Source organism: Streptomyces sp. NPDC054765, assembly GCF_053612065.1.
In genome coordinates this window covers 65,926-81,284 of the sequence record NZ_JBSHBP010000020.1, presented here as the reverse complement: position 1 = coordinate 81,284, position 15,359 = coordinate 65,926, and the positions used below count along the sequence as shown (strand labels likewise).

Sequence of the window (15,359 nt, the reverse complement as noted above, 5' to 3'; positions counted from 1 at the left end):
GTCAACTACGGGGACAGGAGAGGGCCATTACCGGCAACCGGCAGACGAGCTTGGCATTCGCCGAGGCGTACGGCGCCGGGACCATCGACGACAGCGCCGAGGCCGCCCTGCGCTGGTCCCGTGACTGCGCACGGGAAGCCGGCATCCGTACGGTGACCACCGGCACCGGAGCGGCCCTGCGGATGCTCGCGGCCACCGCGGACGCCAAGGCGGTCGCCGAGATCGGCACCGGCACGGGCGTGTCGGGCATCTATCTCCTGCACGGCATGCGGCCCGACGGGGTGCTGACCACCGTGGATCTCGAACCCGAGCGGCAGACCTTCGCCAAGCAGGCGTTCCGCTCGGCCGGCTTCGCCGGGAACCGCGCCCGCTTCATCCCCGGCCGCGCGCTGGACGTCCTGCCCCGTCTCGCGGACGGCGGCTACGACCTCGTGTTCTGCGACGGCGACCTGATGGAGTACCTCGAATATCTCGCTGAATCGTTGCGTCTGCTGCGCCCCGGCGGCCTGGTCTGCTTCGAGGGCGTCTTCGCCGACGACCGTACGGTCGACTCCGCGGTGCAGCCCGCCGAGGTGCTGCGGCTGCGGGAACTGCTGCGGGCCGTCCGGGAGAGCACCACGCTGGTGCCGGCCCTGCTGCCGGTCGGCGACGGACTGCTCTGCGCGGTCAAGCGCGGCTGACAGCCGCCGCCCCGGTCCGGTCCGGGGCCTGAGGCAGGGCCCCGTAGGCAGGAAAACGGCCCCGGCACGTGGCGCGCCTTCTCCTGCGCGCCACGTGCCGGGGCCGGGATAATTCGGCTCGGGATACCGGGGTCAGCCCCGGGAAACCGCCGGTTGCTCCGCCCTTGTCAGACGGTGACCTTGTCCAGGGCCTCACCCAGGGCCTTGGCTTCGTCGGGGGTCAGCTCGACGACGAGCCGCCCGCCGCCTTCGAGCGGAACGCGCATGACGATGCCCCGCCCCTCCTTGGTCACCTCGAGCGGGCCGTCGCCCGTCCGCGGCTTCATCGCCGCCATGCTCGTTCCCCTTCCTGAAACCAGCTCATCTCAGCCGACGGCCCGAATAGGCACGTGTCACCGGCATCGAACACATTGCTTCCAGGCCATTATCCCGCATCGAACGACCCGATGACCAACATCAGGCAGCATCCCTTCGGCAACGCGCTCCCGCAAACCCCCTCAATTCGGTGAGGCGGCTGCAATACTTCTCCGCTCGTCGGCCTCCGGCGCGCCCGCAATCTTTGATGTACGTCACATGCCGGGGCCCGATGATCTCCGGCATCCTGAGCGCTGACTGCCGCTGCCGAGCAGTCCGAGCCGCGACGGAGGGGACTCCCACTATGGCCGACACCGTGCTCTATGACGTGACCGACGGACTCGCGACGATCACTCTCCACCGCCCCGACGCGATGAACGCGATGAATACGGAGGCGAAGGTCCTGCTGCGGGACACCCTGCACGAGGCCGCCGCCGATCCCGCCGTACGCGCCGTTTTGCTGACCGCCACCGGGCGCGCCTTCTGTGTCGGGCAGGACCTCAAGGAGCACATCGGCCTGCTGGCCGAGGACCGGGCCACCGGCTCCGGCGCCACCATGAACACCGTGCGTGAGCACTACAACCCCATCGTGACCGCGCTGACCGAGATGCCCAAGCCCGTGGTCGCGGGCGTCAACGGGGTCGCCGCGGGCGCCGGAGCGGGCTTTGCGCTGGCCGCCGACTACCGCGTCGTCGCCGACTCCGCGTCCTTCAACACCTCCTTCGCGGGCGTCGCGCTGACCGCCGACTCCGGGGTGTCCTGGACGCTGCCCCGGCTGATCGGTCACGGCAGGGCCGCCGATCTGCTGCTTTTCCCGCGCAGCATCAGCGCCCAGGAGGCGTACGAACTCGGCATCGCCAACCAGGTGGTCCCGGCCGACGAACTGGCCGCGACGGCCGCGGCCGTCGCCCGGCGGCTGGCCCAGGGCCCGACCGCCGCGTACGCCGCGATCAAGGAATCGCTGGCCTACGGGGCGGGGCACTCGCTCGCCGAGACGCTCGGCAAGGAGGACGAGCTGCAGGGCCGGGCCGGGGCGTCGGAGGACCACCACATCGCGGTCGAGGCGTTCGTGAAGAAGGAGAAGCCGGTCTTCCTGGGCCGCTGACCCGGGCTCCGCCGCCCCGAAACCTGCGGGCCCGAAACCTGCCGCCCTGAAACCTGCCGGCGCGCTGCCCCGGACCCACCGGCCGGCGGCAACCGCCGCCGGCCGGTCCGGGTCAGCCGGCCGCCGCCTCCACGGCCTGACGGACATGGCAGTCCGCCAGATGGTCGTTGACCAGGCCGCACGCCTGCATCATCGCGTAGGCGGTGGTCGGGCCGACGAAGCGGAAGCCACGCTTTTTGAGGTCCTTGGCGAGCGCCGTCGACTCCGGGGTCACCGGCTGCAGATCGCCGAGCGTGTGTGGCACCGGCCGGCCGGCCCGGTCGGGGGCGTAGGACCAGATGAGGTCGTCGAGCTCGCCGCCGGCCAGCTCGACGGCGACCTTGGCGTTGTTGATCGTCGCGGCGATCTTGGCGCGGTTGCGGATGATGCCCGGGTCGGCGAGCAGCCGCTCGGCGTCCGCGTCCGTGAACCGGGCCACCTTCGCGATCCGGAAGCCGGCGAACGCGGCGCGGAAGCCGGGGCGGCGGCGCAGGATGGTGATCCAGGAGAGCCCGGACTGGAACGCCTCCAGGCTCATCCGCTCGAAGAGGGCGTCGTCGCCGTGGACCGGCAGGCCCCATTCGGTGTCGTGATAGGCGCGGTAGTCGGCCATCCGCGCCGACTCCATCCCCCACGGGCAGCGCGGGAGGCCGTCCGGTTCCGTCACCACGCCGCTCATGTCTGCTCCCCGTCTTCCCGGGTGGTCCCGGACGTCTCGGACGCCTCGGAGGTCCCGGAGGGTTCGGGTTCACCGGGCCCGGCAGCGGGCCGCGTCTCCTGCACCGGCCCGAGCACGGGCGGGCCGTCCTGTATCAGCCCCGGGCCGCCCATGGCGGAGGCATGCGCCCCGGCGAGTGCCGCCTCCAGCTCCGCGATCCGGGCGTCCCGCTCGGCCAGTTCGGCGCCCAGGCGGTCCAGGACGTCGTCGACGTCGTTCATCCGGTAGCCACGGACGGTCACCGGGAGGCGGACGGCCTCCACATCGGCGCGGCCCAGCGGGCGGTCCTCCGGCAGCGGGTCGTACAGCCGGTCCGGCTCGGAATCCCGCAGCCCGCCGCCGTCACCGCCGCCGACGACCACGAGCGTGACCGCGGCCACCACCACGACCATCGCGATCAGCAAGAACCAGAACACGACCAACTCCCCGGACTATGTGCCTGCACTGATCGTGCCATGCGGGTGTGACAGTTAGGGTCGCTCCCGGACCACGGAAAGGGAGTCAGGGAATGCTGCGGCTGGGGAATCGCGAGTTCGGGGTGCACGAGCCAGTGATCATGGCGATCGTGAACCGGACGCCGGACTCGTTCTACGACCAGGGCGCCACATTCCGTGACGAGCCCGCACTGGCCCGCGTGGAACAGGCGGTGGCCGACGGAGCCGCGATCATCGACATCGGCGGCGTCAAGGCCGGCCCCGGCGAGGAGGTCAGCGCCGAGGAGGAGGCCCGCCGCACGGTCGGGTTCGTGGCCGAGGTGCGCAAGCGCTTCCCCGATGTGGTGATCAGCGTCGACACCTGGCGGCACGAGGTCGGCGAGGCGGTCTGCGAGGCCGGCGCCGATCTGCTCAACGACGCCTGGGGCGGCGTCGATCCCAAGCTGGCGGAGGTCGCGGCGCGCCATGACGTGGGCCTGGTGTGCACGCATGCGGGCGGCGCCGAACCGCGTACCCGCCCACACCGGGTGACGTACGACGACGTGATGGCCGACATCCTGCAGGTGACGCTCGGGCTGGCGGAGCGGGCCGTGGAGCTGGGCGTCCGGCGGGACGCGATCATGATCGATCCGGGGCACGACTTCGGGAAGAACACCCGGCACAGCCTGGAGGCGACCCGGCGCCTGGGCGAGATGGCGGATGCCGTTCCCCGGGCTCTCGGCTTCCCCCGGGCAGGGGATACCCCCTTGCCGGTGCTGGTCTCGCTGTCCAACAAGGACTTCGTCGGCGAGACGCTCGACCGGCCGGTCAAGGAACGGGTGCTCGGCACCCTCGCGACCACCGCCGTCTCGGCCTGGCTGGGCGCTCAGGTCTACCGGGTCCACGAGGTCGCCGAGACCCGGCAGGTGCTGGACATGGTGGCCTCGATCGCCGGCCACCGGCCCCCGGCGGTCGCCCGCCGGGGACTGGCCTGAGGGCCGGGACCGGAACCTGCCCAGAGGGCGGACGGCCCCCTGGGTCCCGGCCTCAGATCCCGACCTCCTTGGTGACCAGCGCGATCGCCTCGTCCACGTCGTCGCTGAGGTGGAAGAGCTCCAGATCGTGCATCGACGCCTTGCCCTCGGCGATGAGGGTGTCGCGCAGCCAGTCGACGAGTCCGCTCCAGTAGGCCGTGCCGAACAGCACGATCGGGAAGCGGGTGACCTTGCGGGTCTGGACGAGGGTGAGCGCCTCGAACAGCTCGTCGAGGGTGCCGAGACCGCCGGGGAGCACCACGAACCCCCGGGCGTACTTCACAAAACAGGTCTTGCGGACGAAGAAGTACCGGAAGTCGACGCCGAGGTTCACATAGGCGTTCATGCCCTGCTCGAAGGGCAGCTCGATGCCCAGCCCGACGGAGGTGCCCCCGGCCTCGTTGGCGCCCTTGTTGGCGGCCTCCATGGCGCCGGGGCCACCGCCGGTGATCACCGCGAACCCGGCCTCGACCAGGGCCCGCCCGATCCGTACACCGGCGTCGTACTCCTTGGAGTCACGCGGCGTACGGGCGGAGCCGAAGACGCTGACCGCGGGGCCCAGCTCGGCCAGCGCGCCGAAGCCCTCGACGAACTCCGACTGGATGCGCATCACGCGCCAGGGATCGGTGTGCACCCACTCGGAGGGGCCTTCGGAGTCCAGCAGACGCTGGTCCGTGGTGCCGGTCCGCACCTGGTCCTGGCGGCGCAGTACGGGACCCAGCCGCTGCTCCTCGGGGACCGGTGCTCCCTCGGGACTGGCCATGTCGTGCTCCCTCCGCTGGCAGATCGTTTGCCGTTTCAGCGTAGATCCGTTGACGTGAAGAGCAGGGGAATTCGCCGGGTATGCAGCCGGTCCCGGGCACGGCGGCCGGCGGTCAGGCGGTGAGCCAGGCGCGCAGCCGCTCCTCGCAGTGCAGGATGCGGTCGGTCTCGACCCGTTCGTCCTTTTTGTGCGCCAGCAGCGCGTAGCCGGGGCCGTAGTTGACGGCCGGGACGCCCAGGGCGCTGAAGCGGGAGACATCGGTCCAGCCGAACTTGGGCAGCGCACTGCCGCCGACGGACTCCATGAAGGCCTTGGCCGCCGGGTGGGACAATCCGGGCAGCGCGCCCGGGGAGTGGTCGTCGACGACGAATTCGTCCACCGGGCAGTCCGCGAAGACCTCGCGTACGTGCGCCAGCGCCTCGTCGGGGGTGCGGTCCGGCGCGTAGCGGAAGTTCACAGTGACCGTGCAGGCGTCCGGGATGACGTTGTTGGCGACGCCGCCCTCGATGCGCACGGCGTTGAGGCCCTCGCGGTATTCGAGGCCGTCGATGACCGGGCGGCGCGGTGCGTACGCCGCGAGCTTCGCCAGGATCGGGGAGACCGCATGGATCGCGTTGGCGCCCATCCAGCTGCGGGCGGAGTGGGCGCGCTCCCCGGTGGTGCGCAGCAGGACCCTCAGGGTGCCCTGGCAGCCACCCTCCACCTGGCCGTCGGAGGGCTCCAGGAGGACGGCGAAGTCACCGGCCAGCCAGTCGGGGTGCGCGTCGGCGACATGGCCGAGCCCGTTGAGGTGCGCCGCGACCTCTTCCTGGTCGTAGAAAACGAAGGTCAGGTCGCGGTTGGGCGCCGGGACCGTGGCGGCCATCCGCAGCTGGACGGCGACGCCGGACTTCATGTCGCAGGTGCCGCAGCCCCACAGGACGCCGTCCTCGTCGAGCCGGGAGGGGACGTTGTCCGCGATCGGCACGGTGTCGAGGTGCCCGGCGAGCACCACCCGCTCGTTGCGGCCCAGGTCGGTGCGGGCCACGACGTTGTTGCCGTACCGGTCGACGCGCAGGTGCGGCAGCGCGCGCAGGGCGTGCTCGACGGCGTCGGCGAGGGCCTTCTCGTTGCCGCTCTCGGAGGGGAAGTCGACGAGCTGCGCGGTGAGCGCGGCGGCGTCGAGCGACAGGTCGAGGGCGGGGTGGTCTGCGCGGGGCTCCATGGATCCGACCCTATCGGGCAGCGCTCCAGTACGGTGGGCTCGTGTCCGCCCAGCCCTCAGCCCCCGCTCGCCGCGCCCGCCTGTGGCGTCTCACCGCGGCAGTCTGCGTACTGATAGGGCTGGCCGTCTATCTCGTGGTGCAGTACCTCACCGGCGGCCCCGGGGCGCCGCAGTGCACGGTGCGCGGCGAGGGCGACGCGGACGCCTACCAGCTGTCCCCCGAGCAGGCCGCGAACGCCGCGACGATCTCGGCGGTGGCGTCCTCGCGCGGGCTGCCGGAGCGGGCGGTGACCATCGCGCTGGCGACCGCGATGCAGGAGTCGGGGCTGCGCAACATCAACTTCGGTGACCGGGACTCGGTCGGGCTCTTCCAGCAGCGGCCGTCGCAGGACTGGGGCACCGTGCAGAAGATCATGGACCCCGTCTACTCGGCCGGGGAGTTCTACCGGCATCTGGCGAAGGTGCCCGGCTACTCCCGGCTGCCGCTGACCGTCGCCGCGCAGAGGGTGCAGCACAGCGGCTATCCGCAGGCCTACGCCAAACACGAGGCGGACGCCGCGCAGTTGACCGGGGCGCTCACGGGCCGCGACCAGGGCGCGATGATCTGCACCGAGAGCCGCCCGGTGGGCAGCGGGGCGGGCGGCGCCGCGAAGGTGCGGGAGAAGCTGCTGCGGGAGTTCGGCTCCCGGGTGCTGCCGCGGCAGGGCGCCGCCGGCGACCCCACGGCGGACGACGGGCGCGGCGTGACGATACCGGTGCGGGCGGCCGGCGCGATGGCCGCGGGCGACGCCCCTCGGCGCGGCTGGGAGCTGGCGACCTGGGCCATGGCGCACTCCGCCGAGCTGCACATCGAACAGATCTCTTACGCCGGCCGGACGTGGAGCGCGGCCGATTCGGGGAAGGGCTGGCAGGAGAAGCCGGCCGCTTCCGGGGCCGCGGCACGCGACGTTCGTATCATCACCGGGCAATAGTTCGCCACGTCCCCCGGAAGGGGCAGGGGCAGCAATTCCCTCAAGACGTACGGCAGTTGGCGCGACCGCGTTGAGCTGTTCCGCCAATTCCCTTGCACGCAAAGGACTGTGACGTTTCCGCAGCCCGTCGGGGCGTGCCCATATTGCCCTTCTTTCTCCAGGGCGGATTATGTGACGCGTTACCAACTCTTTACCTGAGTTCACCGCAACCTTCGGGGTTCTGACGCGGTAGTCAGTGCGTCCGCCAGGCGGACATGGCACATCTGTCAGAAGTACGAGTCCTTCTCCGTAAAAGGAGCACCATGTCCCTCCCCGTTACGCGTCGGATCGCCCGAGCCGCCCTGCTCGTTGCAGCGGGTGCCGCTCCCGTGGTCGCTGCGGCCGGTTCCGCGAGCGCCGCGGATCTGCCCGCCAAGACACTCGGCGGGCTGACGGCGCCCCTGGACTCCAAAAACACCAGCGCCACTCTCGACCACACCGCGCACCACGGCGTCGGCCTGGTGAACGAGGCCGGCAGCAAGGCGGCCACGAAGCTCGCCCCGGCGCTCGTCGAGACCGCCGGTCCGGTCGTGAAGAAGGCCATGCCGCTCACCCAGGGCGCAACCGACAAGGCGGAGGCTCTGGTCCGCCCGATCGCCAAGAACGGCGTCTCGACCAGCTCGCTGCCGCTCGACGCGGCCAAGGGCCTGCTCGGGTCGCCGCAGGGCCTGCTCGCGCCGGCTCAGGGCCTGCTCGGCGGTCTGCCGCTCGGCGGCCGCTGACCGGCCGCCGTCCCGTACGACGCGCAGGGCCCGGGGAGTTCGCTCTCCCCGGGCCCTGCGCGCGTTGCGGATGCGGGTGGCTCACTCCGCCAGACGGCGCACCGCGGCGGCCACCCGTTCGTCGGTGGCGGTGAAGGCGATCCGTACGAACCGGTCCCCCGCGGTGCCGTAGAACTCGCCGGGGGCGACGAGGATGCCGCGCTCGGCGAGCTTGCCGACGGTCTCCCAGCAGGGCTCGTCGCGGGTCGCCCAGAGGTAGAGCGCGGCCTCGCTGTGCTCGATGCGGAAGCCCGCGGCCTCGAAGGCGCCACGCAGCGCGGCGCGGCGGCGGGCGTAGCGCTCGCGCTGTTCGGCGACATGGGCGGTGTCGCCCAGCGCCGCGACGGTGGCGGCCTGGACGGGCGCCGCGACCATCATGCCGCCGTGCTTGCGGATCTGCAGAAGCTCGCCGAGGACCGCCGCGTCGCCGACGAGGAAGGCGGAGCGGTAGCCGGCGAGGTTGGAACGCTTGGAGAGGGAGTGGACGGCGACGAGACCGTCGTGGGAGCCGCCGCAGATGTCCGGGTGCAGCACGGAGACCGGGTCGGCCTCCCAGCCCAGCTCCAGGTAGCACTCGTCGCTGAAGACCAGCACGCCGTGCTCACGCGCCCAGGCGACGCTGCGGCGCAGTTCGTCGGCGCTCAGCACCCGGCCGGTCGGGTTGGACGGCGAGTTCAGCCAGAGCAGCTTCACGCCGCTGGGGTCCAGCTCCCAGGGCTCGTCGTAGACGACCGGCTCGGCGCCGGCCAGACGGGCGCCGACCTCGTACGTCGGGTAGGCCAGGCGTGGATAGGCCACCTTGTCCCCGGCGCCCAGGCCCAGCTGGGTCGGCAGCCAGGCCACCAGCTCCTTGGAACCGACGACCGGCAGCACATGGGTGTGCTCCAGGCCGCGGGCGCCGAGGCGGTCGGCCGCCCAGCCGGTGAGCGCGTCCCGCAGCGCGGCCGTTCCCCACACCGTCGGATAGCCGGGGCTGTCGGCCGCGTCGGCCAGTGCCTGCCGGACCAGCGCGGGAACCGGGTCGACCGGGGTGCCCACGGACAGGTCGACGATGCCGTCGGCGTGCGCCGCGGCGGTGGCCTTGTACGGCTCCAGCCGGTCCCAGGGGAAGTCAGGAAGACGGTCGCAGAGCGACTCCCTGGAAGGGTGGTGGTGGGAGACGGGTGGGCGGTCGCGGAGCGACGCGCGGGGGGAGACGGGCCGGGAGGACGATGCAGCGCCCACGGTGCTCTCTTTCTCGGTGGTGCGGGACACCGGCGCACAACGCACCGGTCCCGTACGGCGGGCTGGCCGTACGGGACCGGAGCGGCGCCGTGCGACCTCTCCCGGCTCACGCTGGGAGGTGCCCCCGACGTCATCGGAGGCGAGAGGGAGCGGGCGGGCTGCTCCCTCTTGGGCCTCGCGTCGTTACTGGTTCTGCGGCGGCAGCGCCGCGATGAAGGAGTGGTCGCGCTCGATCAGGCCGAGCTTGCTGGCGCCACCGGGCGAGCCGAGCTCGTCGAAGAACTCCACATTCGCCTTGTAGTAGTCCTTCCACTCCTCCGGGGTGTCGTCCTCGTAGAAGATCGCCTCGACCGGGCAGACCGGCTCACAGGCACCACAGTCGACGCATTCGTCCGGGTGGATGTACAAGGACCGCTTGCCCTCGTAGATGCAGTCGACCGGGCACTCCTCGATGCACGCCTTGTCCTTGACGTCGACACAAGGCTGCGCGATGACGTAGGTCACGCTGTCGTTCCTCCTCGGTAGGGCCGGCGGACCGATTGGCAGTACCGCCGCTGGGCGCGCGGGAGCGCGGCGTCGTCGATGCCCGCCATCTAGTATCTCCGTTCCCGGGCGCGAGACGAACAAGAGGGGCGGTTTGAGCGATGGAATTCCTGGCCGGCGGCCATGCGGAAGTCCGTATCACCCGTGCTGACGTGGGCAAAAGGGTATCCGTCCGGCGCCTGACCGGGGGCGGAACGGGGGAGCAGCCGTTCACGGACGCGGTCGGAGTTCTCACCTCGTGGGATGAAGGTGTGCTGAGCATCACACGGCGCACCGGTGAGTGCGTCAGGATCGAGGAGTCCGCGCTGGTGGCGGCCAAGGTCGTGCCGGCCCTCCGCCCGGCCGGCAGCCCTCCGGGAGCTTCGCGCCCCTCCTCGGGGGAACCGGCCCGCCGGCGGGGGCCGGCGGCCACCGCCGCCGAGCTCCAGCGGGTCGCGGCCCGCGGCTGGCCCGCTCTCGAAACGGAACCCCTCGGGGAATGGACCCTGCGGGCCTCCGGGGGTTTCACCCGCCGCGCCAATTCCGTACTGCCGCTCGGCGACCCCGGGGTCCCTCTGGACACGGCGCTGGAGCGGATCGGCCAGTGGTATGACGCGCGCGGGCTGCCGGCGGTGATCATGGTCGCCACGGGCCGGGCGGACACCGACGAGGAGCTGGCGGCGGCGCTGGCGGAGCGCGGCTGGGCCGACGAGCGGCACACCCGGGTCCGGATCGCGGCACTGGCACCGCTCGCCGACACCGACACGGGCCTCCCCCCGGCCTCCGCCGGGGGTGCCCCCGGCGGCGTCACGTTGTCCCGGGAGCCGGACGCGGGCTGGCTCGCCCGCTACCACCGGACCGGCGACGCCGGCCGCAACCACGACGCCGCCCACCCCGCGCTGAGGGTGCTGACCGGCGGACCCTCGGTGTGGTTCGCGACGGTCCGCGGCGCGGACGGCGGGACGGCGGCGATCGGGCGGCTGGCCGTCGACGGGCGCTGGGCGGGCTTCGCGGCGGTCGAGGTGGCGCCGGCCGCACGGCGTCAGGGGCTGGCCACGCTGGTGATGGCGGCGCTCGCCGAGCGGGCCCTGACGGAGGGGGCTTCGGCCGCGTATCTGCAGGTCGAGGCGGACAACGCGGGCGCGCTCGCGTTCTACGACCGGCTCGGCTTCACCGACCACCACGGCTACCACTACCGGCGTGCCCTGCCGGGCGGCGGCCGGGACTGAAGGGGTATCCCACGCCCATGCCCCACGCACCCGAGCCGGAGCCGCCGGCGGACGAGGGCCGGGCCGCGCGCCGGCAGCAGTTCGCGGAGGCCGCGCGCGCCGAGCGGCCCGATCTGGCGCAGCTGTGTCTGCTGATCGGCGCCGAGGCCGATCCCACGCTGGACGAGGCGGTTCTCGACGAAGCCCAGATCGAGCTGGACCGGCTGGCCGGGCTGCTCCCGTACTCGCCCTCCCGCCGCCCGAGCACCGCCCCGGGCGGCTCCCCCGCGCACGCCCCCTCCGACAGCGGTCCCGGCATCTGGGCCCGCAACCTCGCCGAGCTGCTCGGCAACCGGTACGGCTTCGGCGGGTCACCCGCCGACTACCGGCGGCTGGAGTCCTCGCTGCTGCACGAGGTGCTGCGGCGGCGCCGGGGCCTGCCGATCCTGCTGTCGGTGGTGTGGATGGAGGTGGCGCGGCGGGCCGGCGCCCCCGTGTACGGGGTGGCCCTGCCGGGTCACTTCGTCGTCGGCTTCGGCGATCCCGCCGGTGCGCATGTCCTGGCCGATCCGTTCGCGGGCGGTCGGCTGCTCACCGACGAGGACGCGGGGCTGCTGGTCGCGGGCGCGACCGGGGAGCCGCTGAGCGCGCGGATGACGGCGCCCGCCGATCCGCTGGAGATCGTGCTGCGGGTGCTCAACAACATCCGGGCCTGGGCACAGGCGCGTCCGGAGCACAGCGCGGTGCAGTTGTGGGCGCTGGAGCTGTCGCTGCTGCTGCCGAGCCATCCGGCGCGGCTGCGCCATGAGCGCGCCCATCTGCTGGTCCAGCGCGGGGAGTTCCTCGCCGGAGCGGCCGAGCTGGAGGAGTACGCGCGGGTGGTGGAGGCCGTCGAGCCGGCCGGCGCGAGCGCGATACGGCGTCAGGCCGCCGCGGCGCGCGCGATGCTCAACTGAGCCGCGGCGGGGCTGCGGCGGACGACCAGCACGGTCGCGTCGTCCTTGAGCTCGCCGTCGGTGAAGCTTTCCAGGTCGGCGCGGAGGGTACGGGCCAGCTCGGCGGGGTCCAGGTCCGTCCAGCCGGCCAGCCGCTCGGCCAGCGGGTAGAACTCGCCGTCCTTGCCGCGGGCCTCGGTCACCCCGTCCGTGCACAGCACGAGCCAGTCGTCGGGCTCGGGGTGGACCCGGACGCTGTGGCGGGGCTCGCCGCTGAGCGCGCCCAGGCCGAGCGGCAGTCCGCCCTCGCCCTCCCGGCGCTCGTAGACCTTGCCGTCGCGCACCAGGTAGTACGGGATGTGACCGCAGGACAGCACCCGGCCCTCCGCCAGGCCGACCGGGCCGCGCACCTCCATCAGCAGTGCCGTGACGAAGCGCTCGTCGGTCCCCTGCTCCGCCGAACGGGCGTTGTAGCGGGCCAGCGCCTGTTCCATCCGCTCGGCCACCGACTCCAGGGCGTCCAGATGCTGTGCGGCCTCCCGGAACGACGCCAGCACCTCCAGGCCCGCGCCGATCGCCGGCATGCCTTTGCCCTGCACATCGCCGATCATCAGCCGCAGCCCGTGCGGTGTCTCGATGGCCTCGTAGATGTCACCGCCGACCCGGGCCCCTTCCTGGGCGGAGACGTAGAAGCCGTACGCCTCGACCTCCCCGGCGCTGAGCGGCAGCTCGCGCAGCATCGCCCGCTGCACCGTGTCGGCCACCAGGCGGGTACGGGCGTGCAGCGCCTCCCGCTGTAGACGGGTGCGGCACAGCACCAGGGAGAAGACGGCCACCAGCAACACCCCGAAGATGCTGACGACCCGGCTGGCCGGGGCCCAGTCGGGCACCGTGAAGATGTCGACCGGGGTCAGACACACGACGAAGACGGCGGCCACCAGAAGCGTCACCCTGAACGAGCAGCGCAGCGCGGCGTACAGCGGGGCAATGCCCAGGAAGGCCGAGATGTGCAGCTCCGGGCTGGTCGTCGCGTCGAGGACGGCGACGACGAGGATCGCGAGGATCAGCAGCGTGGGAGCAAGGCGGCTGCTCTCCTTGGGACGGTCGGCAGGCATAACACTTCAAGACTGCGGGACACCGCCCGACACCGCACAGGGGCAAAGGTCCCCGGTGGCGCGCGGCGGGGCCGGCGGTGAACGGGGGCGGCGGTGGGCGCCGGGGCGGGGCCGGCGGCTTCAGGCAGCGGGGCCGGCGGCTTCAGGCAGCGGGGCCGGCGGCTTCAGGCAGCGGGGCCGGCGGCTTCAGGCAGCGGCTAGAGCCAGCCCTTGTCGCGGGCCGTGCGGAAGGCCTCGGCGCGGTTGCGGGCGCCCGTCTTCTGGATGGCGGTGGAGAGATAGTTGCGGACCGTGCCCTGGGACAGATGCAGGGCGTGCGCGATCTCGGCGTTGGTGGAGCCGTCGGCGGCGGTCCGCAGCACTTCCCGCTCGCGCTCGGTCAGCGGGCTGGCGCCATCGGCAAGCGCAGCCGCCGCCAGCACGGGGTCGATGACCCGCTCGCCGCGCAGCACCCGCCGTACCGCGTCCGCGAGCCGGGCCGCCGGGGCGTCCTTGACCAGGAAGGCATCGGCGCCGCATTCCATCGCGCGGCGCAGATAGCCGGGGCGGCCGAAGGTGGTGAGGATGACGACCTTCACGCCGGGCAACTCGTCACGCAGCGCGGCGGCGGCGTCCAGTCCGCTGATACCGGGCATCTCGATGTCCAGGAGCGCGACATCCACGGCGTGGGCCCGCGCGGCCGGGAGCACCTCGTCGCCGCGCGCCGCCTGTGCCACGACCTCCAGGTCGTCCTCCAGCGACAGCAGCGCGGCCAGCGCCTCCCGGACCATCGACTGGTCCTCCGCCAGCAGCACTCTGATCATGCGGGCAAGCTTAGGGCGTTCGGGTGGACCGGGACCGGTTCGGTGACACCTTGGTCCGGTGCCTTGGCGAGGCCTCGGCCCGGATCGGCCAGGTGTCTCCTTGGGTCCGGTGCTCCGGCCGTCCTCTGCCGGGGCAGGGGCGGGTGGAGCCGCCGTGCCGGAGGACAGGATGGCGCGTTTACACCGGGTCGTTGGCCGGTTCGGGGGATGTGGATATCTCCGGGCCGGGGGATATCTCCGGGCCGGGGGATATCTCCGGGCCGGGGGCCGGGGCACTCGTCGGGGCGGCCCGGCCCAGGGGGACGTAGGCACGCAGGGCGAAGCCGCGGCCGCGCGGGGCGGGGCCGGTTTCCAGGCGGCCGCCGGCCAGGGTGAGGCGTTCGCGCAGACCGCTGAGGCCGTTGCCGTCCTGCTGGGCGCGGGGCGGGCCGGCGCCGTCGTCCAGCACCGTCAGGCACAGACAGCGGCGCTCGCCGGCCGCCCGCTCCTCGGAGAGCAGCAGCTCACAGTGGCCGGCGCCGCTGTGGCGTAGAACGTTCGTGGCGGCCTCCCGCAGCGCCCAGGCCAGCGCACCTTCCTCATCGGCCGCGAGCCCGCCGTACTCACCCTCCAGGGCCGGGTCGGCGGTGACGGTGATTCCTGCCGTGCGCAGCGCGGCCCGCACCCCGGCCAGCTCGACGGCGAGCCGGGGTCTGCGGTAGCCGGTGACCGCCTCCCGCACATCGACCAGCGCCTGCCGGCTGACCTGCTCGATGTCGGCGATCTGCCGGGCGGCGTCGGACGGCCGGTCCGGCAGCATCCGCCCGGCCAGCTCGCTCTTGAGCGTGATCAGCGAGAGGGAGTGGCCGAGGAGGTCGTGCAGATCGCGGGCGAGCCGCAGCCGTTCGTCGTTGGCGGCGAGGCGGGCCACCTCCTGGCGGGCGGCGCGCAGCTCCGTGGTCGTACGGATCAGATGCTGCACACCGACCATCATGAAGCCGGTGCCCAGCGCGGGCAGGCCGTAGGCGAAGAGGTAGTAGCCGCGGATCTCCGGATAGCGCGCCCCGACGGCGAGCAGCACCACGGTGACCACCGGGATCGCAAAGCGGGACGTCCGCCAGGGCAGCACCACCGCACAGGCCACGCTGGTGAAGATGAACAGCACCAGCCACGAGAAGTCCAGCGTCCACGAGAGCGCGGTGGACATCGCCAGCATCAGGGCCAGCGCGCCGTACCTCCACCGGCCGGTCAGCGGCCGCCACAGATGGCGGAAGACCAGCATGAAGTAGGCGAGAACGAAGAGCGTGAGCCCCAGGCCACCCCAGACCCGCTCGGTGGTGGAGGCGCCGGCCCGCAGCAGCCCGCTCACCGGGCCGGCCAGATACAGCAGCCAGACGGCGATCCACATCGTCTTGCCGATGGCCTGGCGGCGGGTGCGGGGCTCCTGCCCGATCCTGATGGGGTTGGTGTCCTCCGGCTCGCTCTTCATCTC

Annotated in this window: 17 protein-coding genes; 7 read left to right on the top strand and 10 right to left on the bottom strand. The window is 72.6% G+C overall.

From position 1 onward, the window contains the following. Positions 1-83: 83 nt before the first annotated feature. A complete protein-coding gene (locus tag ACWGJY_RS15645; RefSeq protein ID WP_453261373.1) occupies positions 84-680 on the top strand; it encodes an O-methyltransferase in 597 nt (198 codons plus the stop codon). 167 nt (positions 681-847) lie between these two features. Here ACWGJY_RS15645 and ACWGJY_RS15640 read toward each other — a convergent pair whose 3' ends face one another. Next, entirely contained in the window at positions 848-1,015 is a 168-nt protein-coding gene (locus tag ACWGJY_RS15640) for a DUF3117 domain-containing protein (protein WP_006603288.1), read from the bottom strand. A gap of 323 nt (positions 1,016-1,338) precedes the next feature. On the opposite strand from ACWGJY_RS15640, the gene chcB reads away from it, so the two are divergent. Further along, positions 1,339-2,139 carry a 2-cyclohexenylcarbonyl CoA isomerase gene (gene chcB / locus ACWGJY_RS15635; RefSeq protein ID WP_453261338.1) on the top strand — a complete coding sequence of 267 codons (801 nt, stop codon included), beginning with the start codon at positions 1,339-1,341 and terminating at the stop codon, positions 2,137-2,139. Between the two features lie 112 nt (positions 2,140-2,251). Here chcB and ACWGJY_RS15630 read toward each other — a convergent pair whose 3' ends face one another. Both ACWGJY_RS15630 and ACWGJY_RS15625 read right to left on the bottom strand, forming a co-directional pair. Further along, positions 2,252-2,857 carry a DNA-3-methyladenine glycosylase I gene (locus ACWGJY_RS15630; RefSeq protein ID WP_453261337.1) on the bottom strand — a complete coding sequence of 202 codons (606 nt, stop codon included), beginning with the start codon at positions 2,855-2,857 and terminating at the stop codon, positions 2,252-2,254. Then, positions 2,854-3,312: a DivIVA domain-containing protein gene (locus ACWGJY_RS15625; RefSeq protein WP_453261336.1), complete on the bottom strand. Its 459-nt coding sequence runs from the start codon at positions 3,310-3,312 to the stop codon at positions 2,854-2,856. Before ACWGJY_RS15625 ends, ACWGJY_RS15630 begins: the two co-directional genes overlap by 4 nt. A 92-nt stretch (positions 3,313-3,404) precedes the next feature. Here ACWGJY_RS15625 and folP point away from each other — a divergent pair, with 92 nt between their 5' ends. Then, complete coding sequence (gene folP / locus ACWGJY_RS15620; protein WP_453261335.1) at positions 3,405-4,304, top strand: dihydropteroate synthase; 900 nt, start codon at positions 3,405-3,407, stop codon at positions 4,302-4,304. A 52-nt stretch (positions 4,305-4,356) separates the two neighbouring features. Here the strand turns inward: folP and ACWGJY_RS15615 are convergent, their stop codons facing one another. Beyond that, positions 4,357-5,106, bottom strand: coding sequence for an LOG family protein (locus tag ACWGJY_RS15615; protein WP_453261334.1), 750 nt, complete (start codon positions 5,104-5,106; stop codon positions 4,357-4,359). Between the two features lie 112 nt (positions 5,107-5,218). After that, positions 5,219-6,310: a succinyl-diaminopimelate desuccinylase gene (dapE, locus tag ACWGJY_RS15610; RefSeq protein WP_453261333.1), complete on the bottom strand. Its 1,092-nt coding sequence runs from the start codon at positions 6,308-6,310 to the stop codon at positions 5,219-5,221. Between the two features lie 41 nt (positions 6,311-6,351). Here dapE and ACWGJY_RS15605 point away from each other — a divergent pair, with 41 nt between their 5' ends. Continuing rightward, the gene (locus ACWGJY_RS15605; protein WP_453261332.1) at positions 6,352-7,281 is read left to right on the top strand and encodes a heavy metal transporter; all 930 of its coding nucleotides are present in this window, start codon (positions 6,352-6,354) and stop codon (positions 7,279-7,281) included. Between the two features lie 302 nt (positions 7,282-7,583). Next, on the top strand, positions 7,584-8,042 hold the full coding sequence (locus ACWGJY_RS15600) for an ATP-binding protein (RefSeq protein ID WP_453261331.1): 459 nt from the start codon (positions 7,584-7,586) through the stop codon (positions 8,040-8,042). 81 nt (positions 8,043-8,123) lie between these two features. On the opposite strand, the gene dapC is transcribed toward ACWGJY_RS15600, so the two are convergent. Both dapC and fdxA read right to left on the bottom strand, forming a co-directional pair. Further along, entirely contained in the window at positions 8,124-9,305 is a 1,182-nt protein-coding gene (gene dapC / locus ACWGJY_RS15595; RefSeq protein WP_453261330.1) for a succinyldiaminopimelate transaminase, read from the bottom strand. A 183-nt stretch (positions 9,306-9,488) separates the two neighbouring features. After that, positions 9,489-9,809, bottom strand: coding sequence for a ferredoxin (gene fdxA, locus ACWGJY_RS15590; RefSeq protein WP_030020287.1), 321 nt, complete (start codon positions 9,807-9,809; stop codon positions 9,489-9,491). A 140-nt stretch (positions 9,810-9,949) separates the two neighbouring features. Between fdxA and ACWGJY_RS15585 the strand changes: the two genes are divergently transcribed. Beyond that, entirely contained in the window at positions 9,950-11,056 is a 1,107-nt protein-coding gene (locus ACWGJY_RS15585) for a GNAT family N-acetyltransferase (protein WP_453261329.1), read from the top strand. A 17-nt stretch (positions 11,057-11,073) separates the two neighbouring features. After that, complete coding sequence (locus ACWGJY_RS15580; protein WP_453261328.1) at positions 11,074-11,991, top strand: transglutaminase family protein; 918 nt, start codon at positions 11,074-11,076, stop codon at positions 11,989-11,991. Here the strand turns inward: ACWGJY_RS15580 and ACWGJY_RS15575 are convergent. The 3 genes from ACWGJY_RS15575 to ACWGJY_RS15565 form a co-directional block, all read right to left on the bottom strand. After that, positions 11,958-13,085: a PP2C family protein-serine/threonine phosphatase gene (locus tag ACWGJY_RS15575; protein WP_453261327.1), complete on the bottom strand. Its 1,128-nt coding sequence runs from the start codon at positions 13,083-13,085 to the stop codon at positions 11,958-11,960. The two genes, ACWGJY_RS15580 and ACWGJY_RS15575, sit on opposite strands and share 34 nt — an antisense overlap. A gap of 197 nt (positions 13,086-13,282) precedes the next feature. Then, positions 13,283-13,888, bottom strand: a complete 606-nt coding sequence (locus ACWGJY_RS15570; RefSeq protein WP_453261326.1) for a response regulator — start codon at positions 13,886-13,888, stop codon at positions 13,283-13,285. A gap of 178 nt (positions 13,889-14,066) precedes the next feature. Further along, the gene (locus ACWGJY_RS15565) at positions 14,067-15,356 is read right to left on the bottom strand and encodes a sensor histidine kinase (protein WP_453261325.1); all 1,290 of its coding nucleotides are present in this window, start codon (positions 15,354-15,356) and stop codon (positions 14,067-14,069) included. Between the last annotated feature and the right edge of the window lie 3 nt (positions 15,357-15,359).

Excerpts from the sequence above, each read along its gene's own strand:
- ACWGJY_RS15640 (WP_006603288.1), bottom strand. The coding sequence starts at position 1,015 with ATGGCGGCGATGAAGCCGCGGACGGGCGACGGCCCGCTCGAGGTGACC.
- chcB (WP_453261338.1), top strand. The coding sequence starts at position 1,339 with ATGGCCGACACCGTGCTCTATGACGTGACCGACGGACTCGCGACGATC.
- ACWGJY_RS15630 (WP_453261337.1), bottom strand. The coding sequence starts at position 2,857 with ATGAGCGGCGTGGTGACGGAACCGGACGGCCTCCCGCGCTGCCCGTGG.
- folP (WP_453261335.1), top strand. The coding sequence starts at position 3,405 with ATGCTGCGGCTGGGGAATCGCGAGTTCGGGGTGCACGAGCCAGTGATC.
- ACWGJY_RS15615 (WP_453261334.1), bottom strand. The coding sequence starts at position 5,106 with ATGGCCAGTCCCGAGGGAGCACCGGTCCCCGAGGAGCAGCGGCTGGGT.
- dapE (WP_453261333.1), bottom strand. The coding sequence starts at position 6,310 with ATGGAGCCCCGCGCAGACCACCCCGCCCTCGACCTGTCGCTCGACGCC.
- ACWGJY_RS15600 (WP_453261331.1), top strand. The coding sequence starts at position 7,584 with ATGTCCCTCCCCGTTACGCGTCGGATCGCCCGAGCCGCCCTGCTCGTT.
- ACWGJY_RS15585 (WP_453261329.1), top strand. The coding sequence starts at position 9,950 with ATGGAATTCCTGGCCGGCGGCCATGCGGAAGTCCGTATCACCCGTGCT.
- ACWGJY_RS15580 (WP_453261328.1), top strand. The coding sequence starts at position 11,074 with ATGCCCCACGCACCCGAGCCGGAGCCGCCGGCGGACGAGGGCCGGGCC.
- ACWGJY_RS15575 (WP_453261327.1), bottom strand. The coding sequence starts at position 13,085 with ATGCCTGCCGACCGTCCCAAGGAGAGCAGCCGCCTTGCTCCCACGCTG.
- ACWGJY_RS15570 (WP_453261326.1), bottom strand. The coding sequence starts at position 13,888 with ATGATCAGAGTGCTGCTGGCGGAGGACCAGTCGATGGTCCGGGAGGCG.
- ACWGJY_RS15565 (WP_453261325.1), bottom strand. The coding sequence starts at position 15,356 with ATGAAGAGCGAGCCGGAGGACACCAACCCCATCAGGATCGGGCAGGAG.